Raw genomic sequence first — 14,152 nt, forward strand, 5'->3', positions numbered from 1 at the left:
CGGAGGGCGGCCGTAGGATCAACGACCGGTCGGCGGCGTGTACTTGTACCCCACTCGCCGCACCGTCTGAATCGCCTGCCGGTGCTGCGCGCCGAGCTTGCGCCGCAGCCGTGCGACGTGCACGTCGACGGTCCGTCCGTCGCCCACGTGCCCGTAGCCCCAGACGGTGGTGACCAGCTGGTCGCGGGTGTGTACCCGGTGCGGGTGCGCGACGAGGTGGGCGAGCAGCTCGAACTCCAGGTAGGTGAGGTCGAGTTGCTGCCCGTCGACCTCGGCGGTGCGCTGCACGGTGTCGATGCGGACGAGCGGGTTGTCACTGCCGGCGGCGCCCTCGGCGGCGAACGGCTCGGGCCGGTCCGGCACCGCGACCGGCAGCAGGGGCTGCTGGTCGGCGGGTACGAGGACCAGGTAGCCGATCATCGGCGGCTGCCCCGGCAGCACGGGCAGGGTGTGCTGGGGGGCCGGCAGCCAGGTGGCACCCGGCGGCAGGAAGTCGGTGACGTCCACCACCTCGTCCCGGTCGACGGCACGCAGTCGGTGGCGTCCGGAGGTGGTGGATGTCGCGGCCTGGGAGGTCGCGACGGAGGAGAAGGAACGGGTGTTCGCCATGAGAGGTCAGCTCTTTCGCGCGAGGAAGTTCGTCGGGAAGATCGACGGCCGCGAATTCGTGGTCGGGGGCGTCGAGGACGTACGTCGTGCGCGCTGGCCGGAGGCCGGGTGTCGGCTTTAGAGGGCCCGCGCGTTCATCGCGCGACAACACACCCGGTCGAAGTCATGATGCTGACGGGAAGGCCAGAACGGCTCCAGGTCATGGCGACCCGTCGCGGTGTACTGCTGGAAGCTGGCCATGCCCCCATTGAAGCAGAAGCAGGCGCCGGGCAGGAGACTCCTTTCACCGGCCGGACGCTTCCTTGGCGCGAACTTGACGTCACACCTCTGTGAAACCTGGCGTCACACCCCTGTGAAACCTGGCGTGAACCCCCTGAGGAACCTGGCGCGGGCCCCCGTAAGCCTGTCGGCGTACCCCGGGGGGAAAGGAGAAAGGGCGTCCACCACGAGGGTGGACGCCCTTCAAGCAAGCTACAAGCAGGGCGGATCAGGCGGATCAGACCTGTCCGGCCTTCTCCAGGGCGGTGCAGCACGTGTCGACGATCAGCCGCGTCACGACGTACGGGTCGACGTTGGCGTTCGGACGGCGGTCCTCGATGTAGCCCTTGCCGTCCTTCTCGACCTGCCAGGGGATACGGACCGAGGCGCCGCGGTTGGAGACGCCGTAGCTGTACTCGTTCCACGGGGCGGTCTCGTGCAGGCCCGTCAGGCGGTCGTCGATGCCGGCGCCGTAGTTCTTGACGTGGTCCATCGGCTTCGAGCCCTCGCCCAGCGACTCGCACGCGGTGATGATCGCGTCGTAGCCCTCGCGCATCGCCTTCGTGGAGAAGTTGGTGTGCGCGCCCGCGCCGTTCCAGTCGCCCTTCACCGGCTTGGGGTCCAGCGTCGCGGAGACGCCGAAGTCCTCGGCGGTGCGGTAGAGCAGCCAGCGGGCCACCCACAGCTGGTCGGAGACCTCCAGCGGGGAGACCGGGCCGACCTGGAACTCCCACTGGCCGGGCATGACCTCGGCGTTGATGCCGGAGATGGCGAGACCCGCCTTGAGACAGTTCTCCAGGTGCGCCTCGACGATGTCACGGCCGAAGATCTCGTCCGAGCCGACACCGCAGTAGTAGCCGCCCTGCGCGGCCGGGAAGCCACCCTCGGGGAAGCCCAGCGGGCGCGCGCCCTTGAAGAAGGTGTACTCCTGCTCGATGCCGAAGATCGACTCCTGCGCGGCGAACTTGTCCGACACCTCGGTCAGCGCGGCACGGGTGTTGGACTCGTGCGGCGTCATGTCGATGTTCAGGACCTCGCACATGACGAGGACGTCGTCGCCGCCGCGGATCGGGTCCGGGTACGTGGCGACCGGCTTGAGTACGCGGTCGGAGGCGTGACCCTCGGCCTGGTTCGTCGAGGAACCGTCGAAGCCCCAGATCGGCAGCTCGGCACCCTTGGCGTCGTCGGCCAGTATCTTCGTCTTCGAACGGAGCTTGGCCGTCGGCTCGGTGCCGTCGATCCAGATGTACTCAGCCTTGAAGGTCACGGGCCACATCCTTCGGGGTGGGTCTTCAGTCGCACTGCGGGTGCTGCCTGCGGCGCTGCGGCACTGAGGCGCCGCGGATATGCAGGTCAGCCTGTCAACAGGCGATTTCCCGATCATTGCTCGAATGTGAACCCCGTGTTACCTGAGCTCTGTATGCCCGTTCGTGCCGGGATCCGCTCGGCGGGGGTGTTCGCGACCGGGATCGGCGGCCCTGGCGGGTAGTCGCGCACGGCGCTTCCCGCTGCCCGGGGGGCCACGGCTCGTATGCGATGGGTTTGCGGGCGCGCACGGGGTGTTGGGGTGCGCCACGAGTGAGGGCCCTGCCGCCTCTTCCCGGCAGGCGGCAGGGCCCGGTTCATGCGGCTTCCGTCAGCCCACCCGCTCGATCACGGCGTTGCGGATCAGGAACTTGCCGGGCTCGCGGACCAGCTCGAAGGCCTCGTTGTTCAGCAGGACACAGCTTCCCGAGGTCGCGGTGACCTCCACGGTCGTGGACTTGTTGTTGTCCAGGTTCGTGACCCTGAGCTGCGTACCGGCCGGGAACTGGTTGCTGGACGCGGCCGGGGCGCCTGCCTCCCCGGAGAGGGTGACGGTCGAGCCGTTGCAGACCTGCTCGCCGCTCGCGGCGCCGGCGTCGGCATCGCCACCGGTGTCCTCGGCGGGGGCGCTCGCCGCGGGAGCCGAGGCCGGGGGAGCGGCGGGAGCGGCGGGGGTGGCGGGGATGGCCGGTGAGGCGGTCTGGGAGTCCTGAGCCGACTCCCCGACCGCACAGCCGGACGCTTCCTGCTGCACCTTGATCTGCGCGAGGACGGCCTCGCGGTTGGCGATCCGGGCCTCCGACTGCGCGTCAGGGGCGGCCCGTTGATCGGCGATGAACTGCTCGTTGTTGCCGAACGCGGTGGCCAGTCCCTGGCAGACCGTCGAACTCGCCGCGTTCTGCACCGACGCGGCGTTCGAGGTGGCAGCCAGGGCAAAGGCTCCGCCTCCGGCCACGGCCGCGGCGCTGACCAACAGCGCGAGCTTCTTCCTGGTGCTGAGGGTTCTCCTGCGCGACATGGGCGGCCTCCTGTGTGCGGGGGTGCGTACGCCGCTATGTACGAGATGCCGAACGGAGTTACTCAACGGTTACAGGAGTCACTGAAGTAACGTATGTCACAAGGGAGTTGATGCGCGGTCCGCATCGGTCCGCATCAGTCGGCATCGGCCTGCCGCAGGCGCTCCGTGAAACTCCTTCTTCTGCTGGTGTCACAGCAGCCCCAAGTGCCTTGTGGCCAGCGGCTTTTGTCAGTGCTCGACGGTAGAATAGAAGCAGTGTTCGAGGGTGTCGCCGGTAGTCCGGCGGTGCCCTGACCGCGACAGGAGGATGCCTGTGCCCGCTGCCGCACTGAAGCCGCTGCCCACCCAGTCCACGTCCAAGAGGGCGGTCCAGCTGGACCTGCCGTACGAGCCCGTGGAGAAGCGCCCGCTGCCGCCGGGGCGTCCCCGCGAGTGGTACGTCATCCACAACCGCCGGCTCAAGGCGATGCGCCTCGCGATCGCCCTGCTCGACTCCGGCATCTACATGCCGAACCAGGCCCGCAACGAGACGATCCGCATCACCGCCCAGTTCATCGGCGTCCACCCGCCGTCGGACACCACATGCCACATGGTGCGGGCGCTCATGAAGTACGCGCGCTGATCCGCTTCTCGATCGCCGGAGGGGCTGGAGATCTTTCAGCCCGTCCGGCGGTCGGGGACGAGGTGGAGGCCGTCCTTATTCAGCCCGTCCGGCGTTTGAGGACGAGCGCGTTCGGCGCGATACGGGGGGTCTGGGGGCGGCAGCCCCCAGGAACAGGGGACGGGTAGGGGCGGAGGGGGCGAAAAACTCCCCACCCCGCCCGGCGACCATCCCGACCCCGCCCGGCGACCGCCCCCACCTCACCCGATCGCCGTACCCGGCATGCGCACGCCCCGCTCCCCGCCTTGACTGAGGCAACCGCGAGGAGCGGAACCGCACGCCAACCAGCGAGATGTCAGGAGACGCCATGGAGAGGCACGGCATTCGGGGGCTGATCCTGGGCGCAGCCGCCACGGCGGCCCTGGCCGCACCCCTCACCGGCTGCTCGGACGACACCACCCCCTCCGGCGTCGCCTCCGCGGCGTCCTCCATCGCCTCCGAGGCCGGCGACGCCCTCGCCTCCGCCACCGCCGAGGCCGGCCAGAAGTTCGACGAGTTCAAGAACGGCGTGAACGCCAAGGGCGACGTCAAGGTGAGCGACGTGAGCACCGACTCCGACGGACGCTCCGCCGCCAAGGTGACCGTCACCAACTCCACCTCCTCGTCGAAGTCGTACGCCGTCCAGATCGACTTCCGCGATCGGAGCGGCAACCTCCTCGACACGGCCGTCGTCACGGTCGACGCGGTCGCGGCGGGCGCCGCCAAGGACGCCACCGTCCGCAGCAACCGCACGCTTTCGGGCGATGTCACCGCCGAAGTGGCCAGAGCCGCGCGGAACTGACGACCATGGCCCCGACCGGCGCCACGGCGACCGCGGCGAATCGCGCCGCGCAGGGCAGATCGGCCGGCGCAGACGCGACTCCCGCTCCCGCTCCGCGCACACCGGCTGGATCCCGGTGTCGACCGGCCCGACTACGTCGCCGTACTGGAACCACAGGGCAGGAGCAGCCTTCAGGAACTGCCTGGGGGGCGCCGACACCTTCGAACGCTCGTCGCGGACTTCGCGCCGCGCTACGCGGACCAGAACACCGCCGACCGCGCAACACCGGGCGCCGCCGTGACGGCCGGGGCGGTCACGGCGACACAGGGTGCGTGAGCCCGCGGCCGCGATCAGCCGCGCCGGCCCCGAGGTGCTGCGTCTGTTCGCCGAGCCCGGTGAGGACGGCGTCCACGAACCGCCGCCGGTCCTCGGCGTGGTCGCGGAACCACAGGCCCAACATGTGCTCGGCGCCGGGCAGTTCGAGCCGGCTGAAGTGGGCACGGGTGGCGAGCGCCTCCGTCACGGCCTCGGTCACGGCGGGCGGGATCACGGTGTCGGTGCCCGGCACGGCGAGCACCGCGCGCCCCGCGTACGCCCGCAGGACGCCCAGCGCGGGGGCCTGACGCCAGCTGTCCGGCGTACGGATGATCTCGCTGAAGCGGCCCTCGCCGTCCCCGAACGAAACCGGCCACGCCTCGGCGCCGTACACGGCGGGCGCGCACAGCCCCAGCGCCACCGCTCGCTCCCCGTAGTGCCCCGCGAGGTCGGCCACCGTCTGGCCGCTCATGCTGAATCCGACCAGGATCAGCGGCGCGTCCGCAGGCAGGGTCGCGTCGATGACGGCGACGGCCTGCTCGAAGCGTTTCTTGAGGCTCAACTCGCCCAGCGCGCCTGAGCTTTCGCCATGTCCGGAGAAGTCGAGAGCGAGACCTCGGCAGCCGCGCGCGACGAACTCCTCCAGCAGCGGGAGCAGCCGTTCCTTGCTGCCGAGGCCCGCGCCGTGCAGCAGGACAGCGGTGGCTGCCGAACCACCATGGTCTCCTCGGCCACCGCGGTCTCCTCGGCCACCGCCGTTTCCTCCGCCATCGGCTGATGGGCCGTCACCAGCTGATTCGCTGTCACCGGCCGATCCGCTGACGCAGCTCAGTCGTTCACCGTCATGGTCGTACGTGAATGGGAAGAGCACCCCTCATTTACTCACGCACCCTGGCGAGGAATCCCAGGTGAGGGATATGTCCATGGAAATGCAGATGCGCCCCACCGGGCGCTTCCCTACGCTGGAGAGGCGTTCCGGAGGAGCCGAGCACCGCTTTCCTCCGGACAGGCATCAGTGGGCGGGCTCAGGGCTACTCTCTACGCACCGACGGACGGCAGCCTCCCTCAGCGCCCCCGTCGTTTCATCCGGAAGCACCTTCACTACGTCAAGATCCAGTCACCCACGTACGCAAGGAGTCCCGTCATGGGAACCTTGGTCATTTCAGCGACCGCGATCCTGGTCGTCATGGGCTTCTCCAACCACGTTCTCTGGCTCGCGGCGGTCGCCCTGCTCTTTCTGTACGTCCGCTACGGCCGTACCGGGGACGGATCATCGGCGGCATCCGCACCGGGCTCGGCGCCGAGTGCCCCCTCGTCGGGCGCGTCCGGAGCCGGCGGTCGCGCTGACTCCACCTACCGCGCGTACCGCGCCCGCCGTGACCGTCAGGCCAGGTGGGAGCGCCGTTACCGCCGCGAACGTCCGCTGGAGGCGCGGCGCCAGGAGCGCCAGAAGTAGACAGGCGCGCCCCGGGTCACAGGCCCGGGGCGCCCCAGATCGGGAACCAGCGGCTCAGATCCTGCTCGATCCGCAGGTCGTCGGTGAGCGCGGCCTTGATCTGCAGTTCCAGTGAGTTGTCGCGCTGTTGCTCCGTACCGGCCAGCGGCGCGAAGGGATAGAACGTGCCGCGCTTGTAGAGATAGACGAGCCCGAGCCGCCGCTGCTCGCTGTCCTGGAAGCCTGCCACCGAGCAGAGCAGTTGCGGCCCGAAACCGCTGCCCTCCAGCGCCGTGTTGACCGCGTGCAGATCACTCACCAGGGCCGGCAGGTCATCGGGCTCCCGTCGCGATACCAGCCAGGAGTACCCGTACTCGTCCCGGGTGATCTCCACCGGAGAACTGTCCCTCTCCGCGTCCGCGTCCAGCAGCGCCTGGACCTCCTGACGCGCCTCGGCGAACGCCCCGCCCTCGACGGTCGCGAAGCACACCGCGCCCGTCCCCGTCGGGGCGAACCCGGCGGCCGCCTGCAGGGTGATGGCGGCCGACGGTAGAGCGAAGAGCTGGTCGAGGTCGGGGGCGACGGGTCTGCTGCGCCCGAGCAGGATGTCCAGGAGGCCCATGCTCAGCCGGCCTTCCCGGGGGTCGCCGGCTCGCCCAACTCGGCCGAGATACGTGCCAGTTGTTCGAGCCGCTGTTCCAGGCTCGGGTGGGTGGAGAAGTACTTTGCCATGCCCGGCTCGGCGCCGAGGGCGGGGGTGAAGTAGAAGGCGTTGAAGGCCTGGGCCGTGCGCAGGTCCTTGGTCGGGATCTTCGCGATGTCCCCGGTGACCTTGGTCAGCGCGGACGCCAGTGCCGAGGGCCGCCCGGTGAGCTGGGCCGCGGCCCGGTCGGCGGCCAGCTCGCGGTAGCGGGACAGTGCCCGGATGAGTAGGAAGCTGATCGCGTAGACAGCCGCGGAGACCGTCATGACGGCCATGAACACCAGCGCCGTGTTCTGGTCCCTGCGCCCGCCGCCCAGGAGCTGTGAGTAGAAGGCGAACCGGACGATCAGCCCGGCGATCACACCGAGGAAGGAGGCGATGGTGATCACCGCGACGTCCTTGTGCGCAACGTGCGACAGCTCGTGCGCCAGCACACCTTCGAGTTCGTCGGGTTCGAGCCGCCGCAGCAGCCCCGTGGTCACACACAGCACGGCGTGATCGGGATTCCGTCCGGTGGCGAAGGCGTTGGGCATGTCCATATCGGAGACGGCGACGAGCGGCTTCGGCATATCGGCGACGGCACACAGCCGGTCGACCACCCCGTGCAGCTGCGGGTACTCCTCCCGCTGCACGATCCGCCCGCGCATCGCGAACAGCGCGATCCGGTCCGAGAACCAGTACTGCGCCCCGAGGAATGCCGCCGCGATCACCACGACAAGCACCCAGGACTTCATCAGCACGATCAATCCGGCGATGAAGGCCACGTAAAGCAATCCGAGCAGAAACAACGTGAGCGTCATCCTGACGGTCAACCGCCGATCGCTCTGGAACCGGCTCTGCATCATGCACCACCCCACACTCGGGCACTCGTCCCGACTTCCATTGTGCTCCCGCCCACCCCCATGAACAGGCCCCGATCCACCCCACAGCGAGCAAAGACCTGCCCTGTCAAGAGCCACTTATTTATCCGGAGCGGACAGCGAGCGGCGGGCGCCGGCGGGCGTAGGCGTGACGGAGGCGTCGGCGTGACGGAGGGCACGGCCGGGCGCCACGGGACACAACGACGGAGCCCCGCCACCGCCCGAAGGCGATGACGGGGCTCCGCGGAAGAACCGTGACGACGACTTACACGTCGTAGTACAGCTCGAACTCGTGCGGGTGCGGACGCAGCTGCAGCGGGGCGATCTCGTTGGTGCGCTTGAAGTCGATCCACGTCTCGATCAGGTCGGACGTGAAGACGTCGCCCGCGAGCAGGAACTCGTGGTCGGCCTCGAGGCGGTCCAGGACGGCCGGGAGGGAGGTCGGGACCTGGGCGACACCCGCGTGCTCCTCGGGAGCCAGCTCGTAGAGGTCCTTGTCGATCGGCTCGGCCGGCTCGATCTTGTTCTTGATGCCGTCGAGGCCCGCGAGCAGCAGCGCCGAGAAGGCGAGGTACGGGTTGCCGGAGGAGTCGGGCGCCCGGAACTCGACGCGCTTGGCCTTCGGGTTCGAACCGGTGATCGGGATACGCATGGCCGCGGAGCGGTTGCGCTGCGAGTACACCAGGTTGACCGGGGCCTCGAAGCCGGGGACCAGGCGGTGGTACGAGTTCACCGTCGGGTTGGTGAAGGCGAGGAGCGACGGGGCGTGCTTGAGGATGCCGCCGATGTAGAAGCGGGCGGTGTCCGAGAGGCCCGCGTAACCGGCCTCGTCGTAGAACAGCGGGTCGCCGTTCGCCCACAGCGACGAGTGGATGTGCATGCCCGAGCCGTTGTCGCCGAAGATCGGCTTCGGCATGAAGGTCGCGGTCTTGCCGTTGCGCCAGGCGACGTTCTTCACGATGTACTTGAAGAGCTGGAGGTCGTCGGCCGCGGCGAGCAGGGTGTTGAACTTGTAGTTGATCTCGGCCTGGCCGGCCGTGCCCACCTCGTGGTGCTGGCGCTCGACCTGGAGGCCCGACTTGGCCAGCTCCAGGGAGATCTCGGCACGCAGGTCGGCGAAGTGGTCCACCGGCGGGGTCGGGAAGTAACCGCCCTTGTAGCGGACCTTGTAACCGCGGTTGTCCTCGAGGGCGCCGGTGTTCCAGGCGCCCGCCTCGGAGTCGATGTGGTAGAAGGCCTCGTTCGACTTGGTCTCGAAGCGCACGCTGTCGAAGACGTAGAACTCGGCCTCGGGGCCGAAGTACGCGGTGTCGGCGACACCGGTCGACGCGAGGTACGCCTCCGCCTTCTTCGCCACGTTGCGCGGGTCACGGGAGTACTGCTCGCCCGTGATCGGGTCGTGGATGAAGAAGTTGATGTTGACCGTCTTGTCGCGGCGGAAGGAGTCGACGCGCGCGGTGGACAGGTCGGCGCGGAGCGCCATGTCGGACTCGTGGATGGCCTGGAAGCCGCGGATGGAGGAGCCGTCGAAGGCCAGTTCCTCGGTCGGGTCGAAGGCCTCTGCCGGAATGGTGAAGTGCTGCATCACACCCGGCAGGTCGCAGAAGCGGACGTCGACGAACTTGACGTCTTCGTCCTTGATGAACTTCTTGGCCTCGTCGGCGTTCTGGAACATCCAGCTCCTCCTACTCCCGCCCACTGTGGACCGGGGTGGTAGTTCGTTCGTGCGGCCAGTGCGGTGGCACACGCTGGACCCGACCATAGGTACGGGGGATTTCTCAAGCGTGACCCATTTGTTTCGCCCAAGTTAACCGGACCCGGCCCGCGGTACCCCACCCGTCCACATGTCAAAACGGGCACAGTACCGTGGACACGTGGACAAGAGGCAAGCAATCGGATCATGGCTCTCCGGACCGCGTGAGGCCCTGGGGGAGGCCGGTGTCGACCTCGGCTACCCCGGTGAGCAGCTCGGACTGCCGCAGACGGGGCCCGGCTCGATCGCCCGCCCCGGCCGCCGCCTCGGCGCCCTGGCCGTCGACTGGGCCCTGTGCCTCTTGATCGCATACGGCCTGCTCACTGACGGCTACAACCAGACGACGGGCAACTGGGCCCTGCTCGTCTTCTTCGCCCTCGGCGTCCTCACCATCGGTACGGTCGGCTGCACCCCCGGTAAGCGCCTGTTCGGCCTCCGAATCGTCCCCCAGGACGGCGGCCGCCTCAACCCCCTCCGCGCCCTCCTGCGCACCGTGCTGCTGTGCCTCGCCCTCCCCGCCCTGATCTGGGACCGCGACGGCCGGGGCCTCCACGACCGGCTGGCCCGCACCATCGAAGTCCGCGGCTAGCGATCACCCCGGCGGCCGAGGTACCCCAGGTCCCCGGCGGCTGAGGTACCCCAGGTCCCCGGCGGCCGATCGCCCCCGTGGCACCCGCCTTCTGGCGACCCGGTGCTCGACTTCTGACGCCGGTCGGGTGACGGATCGCCCGGCCCGGCTCGGGGTCCGTTCGGTGGCGAGCCCCGGCGGAGACACTGCGTCCACTCCCGGTGAAGGTGGTGGACAGCATGTCGTACGACAGCAGGTCGACGATCGTGGCCCGAGCGCCGCAGGTCGCCGAAATCGCGGCCCAGTACAGCGACGAGGCGGAAACCGCCCGTCAGCTCTCCCCGCAGGTGGTCCGCGCGGTGCTGGACGCGGGGTTCGCGCGGCACTTCGTACCGGCGGCCCATGGCGGCGTTCCCGGTGGTTTCAGCGAGCTGACCTCGGCGGTGGCACTGATCGGCGAGGGGTGTACGTCAGCGGCCTGGGCGGCCTCGCTGGCCGCCTACGCCGGGCGGTACGCGGCGTTCCTGCCCGAGGCGGGGCAGGCGGAGATCTGGGCGGAGGGGCCGGACGTGGTCCTTGCCGGTGCGCTGATGCCGTCCGGCAAGGCGGAGCCCGTCGCCGGCGGCTGGCGGCTGAGCGGTGAGTGGAAGTACATCAGCGGCGTGCACTTCGCCGACTGGGCGCTCGCCTGCGCGGCCGTACCGCCCAAGGATGCCGAGGCCGGCGAGGCCGGCGAGGCCGGCGAGGCCAGCGAGGCCAGCGAGACCGGCGAGACTGCTGAGACCGGCGAGAAGGCAGAGAAGGCAGAGAAGGCCGAGAAGGCAGAGAAGGCCAAGTCTCCTGCGAACGCCCAGAACACCAAGGCCGCCAGGAATTCCGCCGACCGACCCGAGGTGCGGTTCTTCGCGGTGCCGCGGGCCGACTTCTCCATCGAGGACAGCTGGGACACCGTGGGGATGCGCGGCACCGGCAGCCACACCCTGGTCCTCTCCGACGTCTTCGTGCCCGAGCACCTGACCCTGCCGCGGTCGGCCGTCCACGCCGGCCGGGCGACCGCGTCGGACGCCCGTTGCCACATCGTCCCGATGTACGCGGTGAACAGCCTGCCGTTCGCCGCTCCGCTGATCGGAGCCGCCCGGGGCGCGCTGCGCGCCTGGACCGCGCGGACCGGGCAGCGCGTCGACCGCCGGGGACGGGCCGTCCGCGAGATGCCCTCCGCGCAGGTCTCCCTGGCCCGCTCGGCCGCCGAGGTGGACGCCGCCGAACTCCTCATCCTGCGGACCGCGGCGGTGGCCGACGGCACCGAGTGTCCCCCGGAGGGCGAGGCCGCGGTCCGCGGCGCCAGGGACCTCGCCCTGGCCGTGGAACTGCTGGTCTCGGCCGTCGACCGGGTCTTCCGGGCGAGCGGCACCTCGGGACAGTCCTCGTCCGACCCGGTGCAACGCTTCTGGAGGGATGTGAACAGCGCTGCTTCCCATGTGGCGCTGTCCTTCGAGACCACCGGTGCGGCTTACGGAGCCTGGGCGCTGTCCGGCAACGAGCGGACGGAACCGGTGCGCTGACCGCGGCCCGGGCAGGACTCGACGGACACCCGTTCGGCGGTATCTCCCGAACGCCGCCCGCCCCGGCACGGGGACGGGAGATGCCGCGTCGCCGCAGGTGGCGGGGGCCGCGGGGGCCGTTCGTCCGGTTGCCGGTCCGGGACGGCGTCGGCATAGTCGTCCTCGACGCGCGTGAGATCCCGAACAGGGTCGGTGGCCGCCACATCGCCGTAGCCGACATCCACGATTGCCCTCAATCACGATCGCCATGAATGCGGCCACGGCAGATCGCTCACCTGTCAGTCCTCCGGGAGTTGACGATGGTTCAGCAGATCGACGGCGGTACGGCAGCGATGACGGACCGCCAGAGCGCCGGAACAACGGAGTGCCAGAGCGCCGGAATGACGGACCGCCAGGGCGCCGCGACGACGGAGAGCCAGAGCGCCGCGACGACGGACCGCCAGGAAGTGGTGGACGCCGAGGTGGCCCCCGAGCAGTTCCGCGCTGCGATGGCGCGCTTCCCCTCGGGAGTGGTCGTGGTGACCACCCGGTGCGCGGACGGCACCCCCCGGGGATTCACGGCCAGCTCCTTCTGCTCGGTCTCGCTGGAGCCGCCGATGATCCTCGTGTGTCTGGCGAACTCGGCGGACTCGGCGGCGTCGTTCGAGTGCTGCGACCGTTTCGCGGTGAGCGTGCTGGCCCCGGTCCACCGCCCGCTCGCCATGCGGTTCGCCACCAAGGGCACCGACAAGTTCGCGTCGGGCGGCCTGCGCCTCAGCCCCGAAGGGCTGCCGACGGTCGATCAGGCGCTGTCCGAACTGGACTGCGCGGTGCACGCCCGCCACCCGGCCGGGGACCACACGGTCCTGATAGGCCTGGTGAGAAGCGTCCGCCTGGGCGAGGGGTCCCCGATGGTGTACTACGACCGGGCGTTCAGAACCCTGGCCTGAAACAGAGATGCTCCCCGCCATGAGAATGACGGGGAGCATCGCAGCAGGTGACTTCAGCGCATCTTGCCTCGCGGCATCCGCATCCCCTTCGGCATCGGACCCTTCGGCATCGGCAGGTTCGACATGATGTCGCCCATCGCACGCAGCCGGTCGTTGGTCGCGGTGACCTGCGGGCCCGCCAGGACACGCGGCAGCTTCAGCATCGTCGTACGGAGCTTCTTGAGCTCCACCTGGCCCTCGCCGGTGCCCACGAGAATGTCGTGCACCGGGACGTCCGAGACGATCCGCGCCATCTTCTTCTTCTCCGCGGCCAGCAGGCTCTTCACCCGGTTCGGGTTGCCCTCGGCGACCAGCACGATGCCGGCCTTGCCGACCGCGCGGTGCACCACGTCCTGGCTGCGGTTCATCGCCACCGCCGGAGTCGTGGTCCAGCCCCGGCCGATGTTGTCCAGCACGGCCGCGGCTGCGCCCGGCTGGCCCTCCATCTGCCCGAAGGCGGCCCGCTCGGCCCTGCGCCCGAAGACGATCGCCGACGCGAGGAACGCGAGCAGGAGGCCGAAGATGCCGAGATAGATCGGGTGGCCGATCAAGAAGCCGATCGCGAGGAAGACACCGAGGGTGACGATTCCGACAGCCGCGAGTACAAGACCGATCTTGGAGTCGGCCTTGCGGGTCATCTTGTAAGTCAGAGCGATCTGCTTGAGTCGCCCGGGTTCGGCAGCGGCGTCCGCTGCGGTTTCCTTCCTCGCCATGCCGGGAAGTCTACGTGGCCCGGGAAGCGCCGACGACGGCAGTACCGCGGGAGCATCGACGAGGTACCGCGGGAGCGTCGACGAGGTGCCAGGGGGAGCGTGGCGCGGAGGCTACGAACGCGTCGCGACGGCTTCCAGCACGCGCTGTGCCTCGACCCTGTCCTTGGCGCGGCGGCGGTCCTCCAGGACGGAGGTCCAGGCATTGCGGCGAGCGGTGCGCTGGCCACCGCTCATGAGGATCGACTCGACGGCACGGAGTGCATCGGTGAACGACGGAATGGCGGTGGCGCGAACGGGCGCGGCCTGCATGATGGAGTTCCCCCCTCGGGATGGCGGCTCTGGCGGATGCGGTACGGGGTGTGAAACCAGGGTCACTGATTGGTGTTACCAGGGCGTGACCGACCGGTCAAACACCAATGAAACCTTGATGCACCGGCCTCGATCGCTGACGCGTCCCTGGCGATGCCCCCATCTGCGGGGAAGGCCTCGGCCGTGTCGAAAGCGCCATTGTGGAGAGGGAGTTGCTTGTGCGCCGATTCACACGGGAGCGGGGGGGCGGGGGGGCCCCCCGCCCCGGGGGATAGCCACCAACCCCACCCCCGGCCCGGAGGGCGGACCGGGGGGGCGCCCCCCGCGGCGGGGTTACACCGACCGAGGCGGACAC

General features: G+C 69.6%; 17 protein-coding genes. 7 read left to right on the forward strand and 10 right to left on the reverse strand.

Translation table 11 applies throughout. The annotated features are described in order from the left end of the window. Positions 1-18 precede the first annotated feature (18 nt). The 4 genes from ACFYPC_RS10240 to ACFYPC_RS10255 form a co-directional block, all read right to left on the reverse strand. Positions 19-609, reverse strand: coding sequence for a winged helix-turn-helix domain-containing protein (locus ACFYPC_RS10240; RefSeq protein WP_388673342.1), 591 nt, complete (start codon positions 607-609; stop codon positions 19-21). A gap of 117 nt (positions 610-726) precedes the next feature. Next, on the reverse strand, positions 727-849 hold the full coding sequence (locus tag ACFYPC_RS10245) for a hypothetical protein (protein WP_388673344.1): 123 nt from the start codon (positions 847-849) through the stop codon (positions 727-729). A 256-nt stretch (positions 850-1,105) separates the two neighbouring features. Continuing rightward, positions 1,106-2,134 carry a glutamine synthetase gene (glnII, locus tag ACFYPC_RS10250; RefSeq protein ID WP_388673346.1) on the reverse strand — a complete coding sequence of 343 codons (1,029 nt, stop codon included), beginning with the start codon at positions 2,132-2,134 and terminating at the stop codon, positions 1,106-1,108. 369 nt (positions 2,135-2,503) lie between these two features. Next, a complete protein-coding gene (locus ACFYPC_RS10255) occupies positions 2,504-3,190 on the reverse strand; it encodes a hypothetical protein (protein ID WP_388673348.1) in 687 nt (228 codons plus the stop codon). A gap of 313 nt (positions 3,191-3,503) precedes the next feature. On the opposite strand from ACFYPC_RS10255, the gene ACFYPC_RS10260 reads away from it, so the two are divergent. Together ACFYPC_RS10260 and ACFYPC_RS10265 are read left to right on the forward strand one after the other, a co-directional pair. Further along, positions 3,504-3,812, forward strand: a complete 309-nt coding sequence (locus ACFYPC_RS10260) for a hypothetical protein (RefSeq protein WP_388673350.1) — start codon at positions 3,504-3,506, stop codon at positions 3,810-3,812. A gap of 346 nt (positions 3,813-4,158) precedes the next feature. Continuing rightward, positions 4,159-4,632 (forward strand): hypothetical protein, encoded by a 474-nt coding sequence (locus ACFYPC_RS10265; RefSeq protein WP_388673352.1) that lies wholly within the window; start codon positions 4,159-4,161, stop codon positions 4,630-4,632. A 292-nt stretch (positions 4,633-4,924) separates the two neighbouring features. On the opposite strand, the gene ACFYPC_RS10270 is transcribed toward ACFYPC_RS10265, so the two are convergent. Further along, the gene (locus tag ACFYPC_RS10270; RefSeq protein WP_388673418.1) at positions 4,925-5,584 is read right to left on the reverse strand and encodes an alpha/beta hydrolase; all 660 of its coding nucleotides are present in this window, start codon (positions 5,582-5,584) and stop codon (positions 4,925-4,927) included. Between ACFYPC_RS10270 and ACFYPC_RS10275 the strand changes: the two genes are divergently transcribed. Then, positions 5,516-5,704 (forward strand): hypothetical protein, encoded by a 189-nt coding sequence (locus ACFYPC_RS10275; RefSeq protein ID WP_388673424.1) that lies wholly within the window; start codon positions 5,516-5,518, stop codon positions 5,702-5,704. The two genes, ACFYPC_RS10270 and ACFYPC_RS10275, sit on opposite strands and share 69 nt — an antisense overlap. Before the next feature lie 366 nt (positions 5,705-6,070). Beyond that, the gene (locus ACFYPC_RS10280; RefSeq protein WP_388673354.1) at positions 6,071-6,382 is read left to right on the forward strand and encodes a hypothetical protein; all 312 of its coding nucleotides are present in this window, start codon (positions 6,071-6,073) and stop codon (positions 6,380-6,382) included. A gap of 16 nt (positions 6,383-6,398) precedes the next feature. On the opposite strand, the gene ACFYPC_RS10285 is transcribed toward ACFYPC_RS10280, so the two are convergent. From ACFYPC_RS10285 to glnA, 3 genes are all read right to left on the reverse strand, one after another. Continuing rightward, on the reverse strand, positions 6,399-6,983 hold the full coding sequence (locus tag ACFYPC_RS10285; protein WP_388673356.1) for a hypothetical protein: 585 nt from the start codon (positions 6,981-6,983) through the stop codon (positions 6,399-6,401). Between the two features lie 2 nt (positions 6,984-6,985). Beyond that, on the reverse strand, positions 6,986-7,906 hold the full coding sequence (htpX, locus tag ACFYPC_RS10290) for a zinc metalloprotease HtpX (protein ID WP_388673420.1): 921 nt from the start codon (positions 7,904-7,906) through the stop codon (positions 6,986-6,988). Positions 7,907-8,189: 283 nt separating this feature from the next. Beyond that, entirely contained in the window at positions 8,190-9,599 is a 1,410-nt protein-coding gene (gene glnA / locus ACFYPC_RS10295; RefSeq protein ID WP_388673358.1) for a type I glutamate--ammonia ligase, read from the reverse strand. Positions 9,600-9,798: 199 nt separating this feature from the next. Between glnA and ACFYPC_RS10300 the strand changes: the two genes are divergently transcribed. The 3 genes from ACFYPC_RS10300 (at position 9,799) to ACFYPC_RS10310 (ending at position 12,736) form a co-directional block, all read left to right on the forward strand. Then, positions 9,799-10,266: an RDD family protein gene (locus ACFYPC_RS10300; RefSeq protein WP_388673360.1), complete on the forward strand. Its 468-nt coding sequence runs from the start codon at positions 9,799-9,801 to the stop codon at positions 10,264-10,266. Positions 10,267-10,484: 218 nt separating this feature from the next. Then, positions 10,485-11,807 (forward strand): acyl-CoA dehydrogenase family protein, encoded by a 1,323-nt coding sequence (locus ACFYPC_RS10305; RefSeq protein WP_388673362.1) that lies wholly within the window; start codon positions 10,485-10,487, stop codon positions 11,805-11,807. Between the two features lie 299 nt (positions 11,808-12,106). Next, the gene (locus ACFYPC_RS10310) at positions 12,107-12,736 is read left to right on the forward strand and encodes a flavin reductase family protein (RefSeq protein WP_388673364.1); all 630 of its coding nucleotides are present in this window, start codon (positions 12,107-12,109) and stop codon (positions 12,734-12,736) included. Positions 12,737-12,789: 53 nt separating this feature from the next. Here ACFYPC_RS10310 and ACFYPC_RS10315 read toward each other — a convergent pair whose 3' ends face one another. Both ACFYPC_RS10315 and ACFYPC_RS10320 read right to left on the reverse strand, forming a co-directional pair. Next, positions 12,790-13,488 (reverse strand): DUF4191 domain-containing protein, encoded by a 699-nt coding sequence (locus tag ACFYPC_RS10315; RefSeq protein ID WP_388673366.1) that lies wholly within the window; start codon positions 13,486-13,488, stop codon positions 12,790-12,792. Between the two features lie 111 nt (positions 13,489-13,599). Beyond that, positions 13,600-13,797, reverse strand: coding sequence for a hypothetical protein (locus ACFYPC_RS10320; RefSeq protein ID WP_384384971.1), 198 nt, complete (start codon positions 13,795-13,797; stop codon positions 13,600-13,602). Positions 13,798-14,152: the final 355 nt, after the last annotated feature.

The sequence above is a fragment of the Streptomyces sp. NPDC005808 genome (assembly GCF_042871385.1).
Taxonomy (GTDB): Bacteria; Actinomycetota; Actinomycetes; order Streptomycetales; family Streptomycetaceae; genus Streptomyces.

What these genes read in the sequence shown, in the direction of transcription:
- ACFYPC_RS10240 (WP_388673342.1), bottom strand. Translation starts at nt 609, where the DNA reads ATGGCGAACACCCGTTCCTTCTCCTCCGTCGCGACCTCCCAGGCCGCG.
- ACFYPC_RS10245 (WP_388673344.1), bottom strand. Translation starts at nt 849, where the DNA reads ATGGCCAGCTTCCAGCAGTACACCGCGACGGGTCGCCATGACCTGGAG.
- ACFYPC_RS10255 (WP_388673348.1), bottom strand. Translation starts at nt 3,190, where the DNA reads ATGTCGCGCAGGAGAACCCTCAGCACCAGGAAGAAGCTCGCGCTGTTG.
- ACFYPC_RS10265 (WP_388673352.1), top strand. Translation starts at nt 4,159, where the DNA reads ATGGAGAGGCACGGCATTCGGGGGCTGATCCTGGGCGCAGCCGCCACG.
- ACFYPC_RS10275 (WP_388673424.1), top strand. Translation starts at nt 5,516, where the DNA reads ATGTCCGGAGAAGTCGAGAGCGAGACCTCGGCAGCCGCGCGCGACGAA.
- ACFYPC_RS10280 (WP_388673354.1), top strand. Translation starts at nt 6,071, where the DNA reads ATGGGAACCTTGGTCATTTCAGCGACCGCGATCCTGGTCGTCATGGGC.
- ACFYPC_RS10285 (WP_388673356.1), bottom strand. Translation starts at nt 6,983, where the DNA reads ATGGGCCTCCTGGACATCCTGCTCGGGCGCAGCAGACCCGTCGCCCCC.
- htpX (WP_388673420.1), bottom strand. Translation starts at nt 7,906, where the DNA reads ATGCAGAGCCGGTTCCAGAGCGATCGGCGGTTGACCGTCAGGATGACG.
- glnA (WP_388673358.1), bottom strand. Translation starts at nt 9,599, where the DNA reads ATGTTCCAGAACGCCGACGAGGCCAAGAAGTTCATCAAGGACGAAGAC.
- ACFYPC_RS10305 (WP_388673362.1), top strand. Translation starts at nt 10,485, where the DNA reads ATGTCGTACGACAGCAGGTCGACGATCGTGGCCCGAGCGCCGCAGGTC.
- ACFYPC_RS10310 (WP_388673364.1), top strand. Translation starts at nt 12,107, where the DNA reads ATGGTTCAGCAGATCGACGGCGGTACGGCAGCGATGACGGACCGCCAG.
- ACFYPC_RS10315 (WP_388673366.1), bottom strand. Translation starts at nt 13,488, where the DNA reads ATGGCGAGGAAGGAAACCGCAGCGGACGCCGCTGCCGAACCCGGGCGA.
- ACFYPC_RS10320 (WP_384384971.1), bottom strand. Translation starts at nt 13,797, where the DNA reads ATGCAGGCCGCGCCCGTTCGCGCCACCGCCATTCCGTCGTTCACCGAT.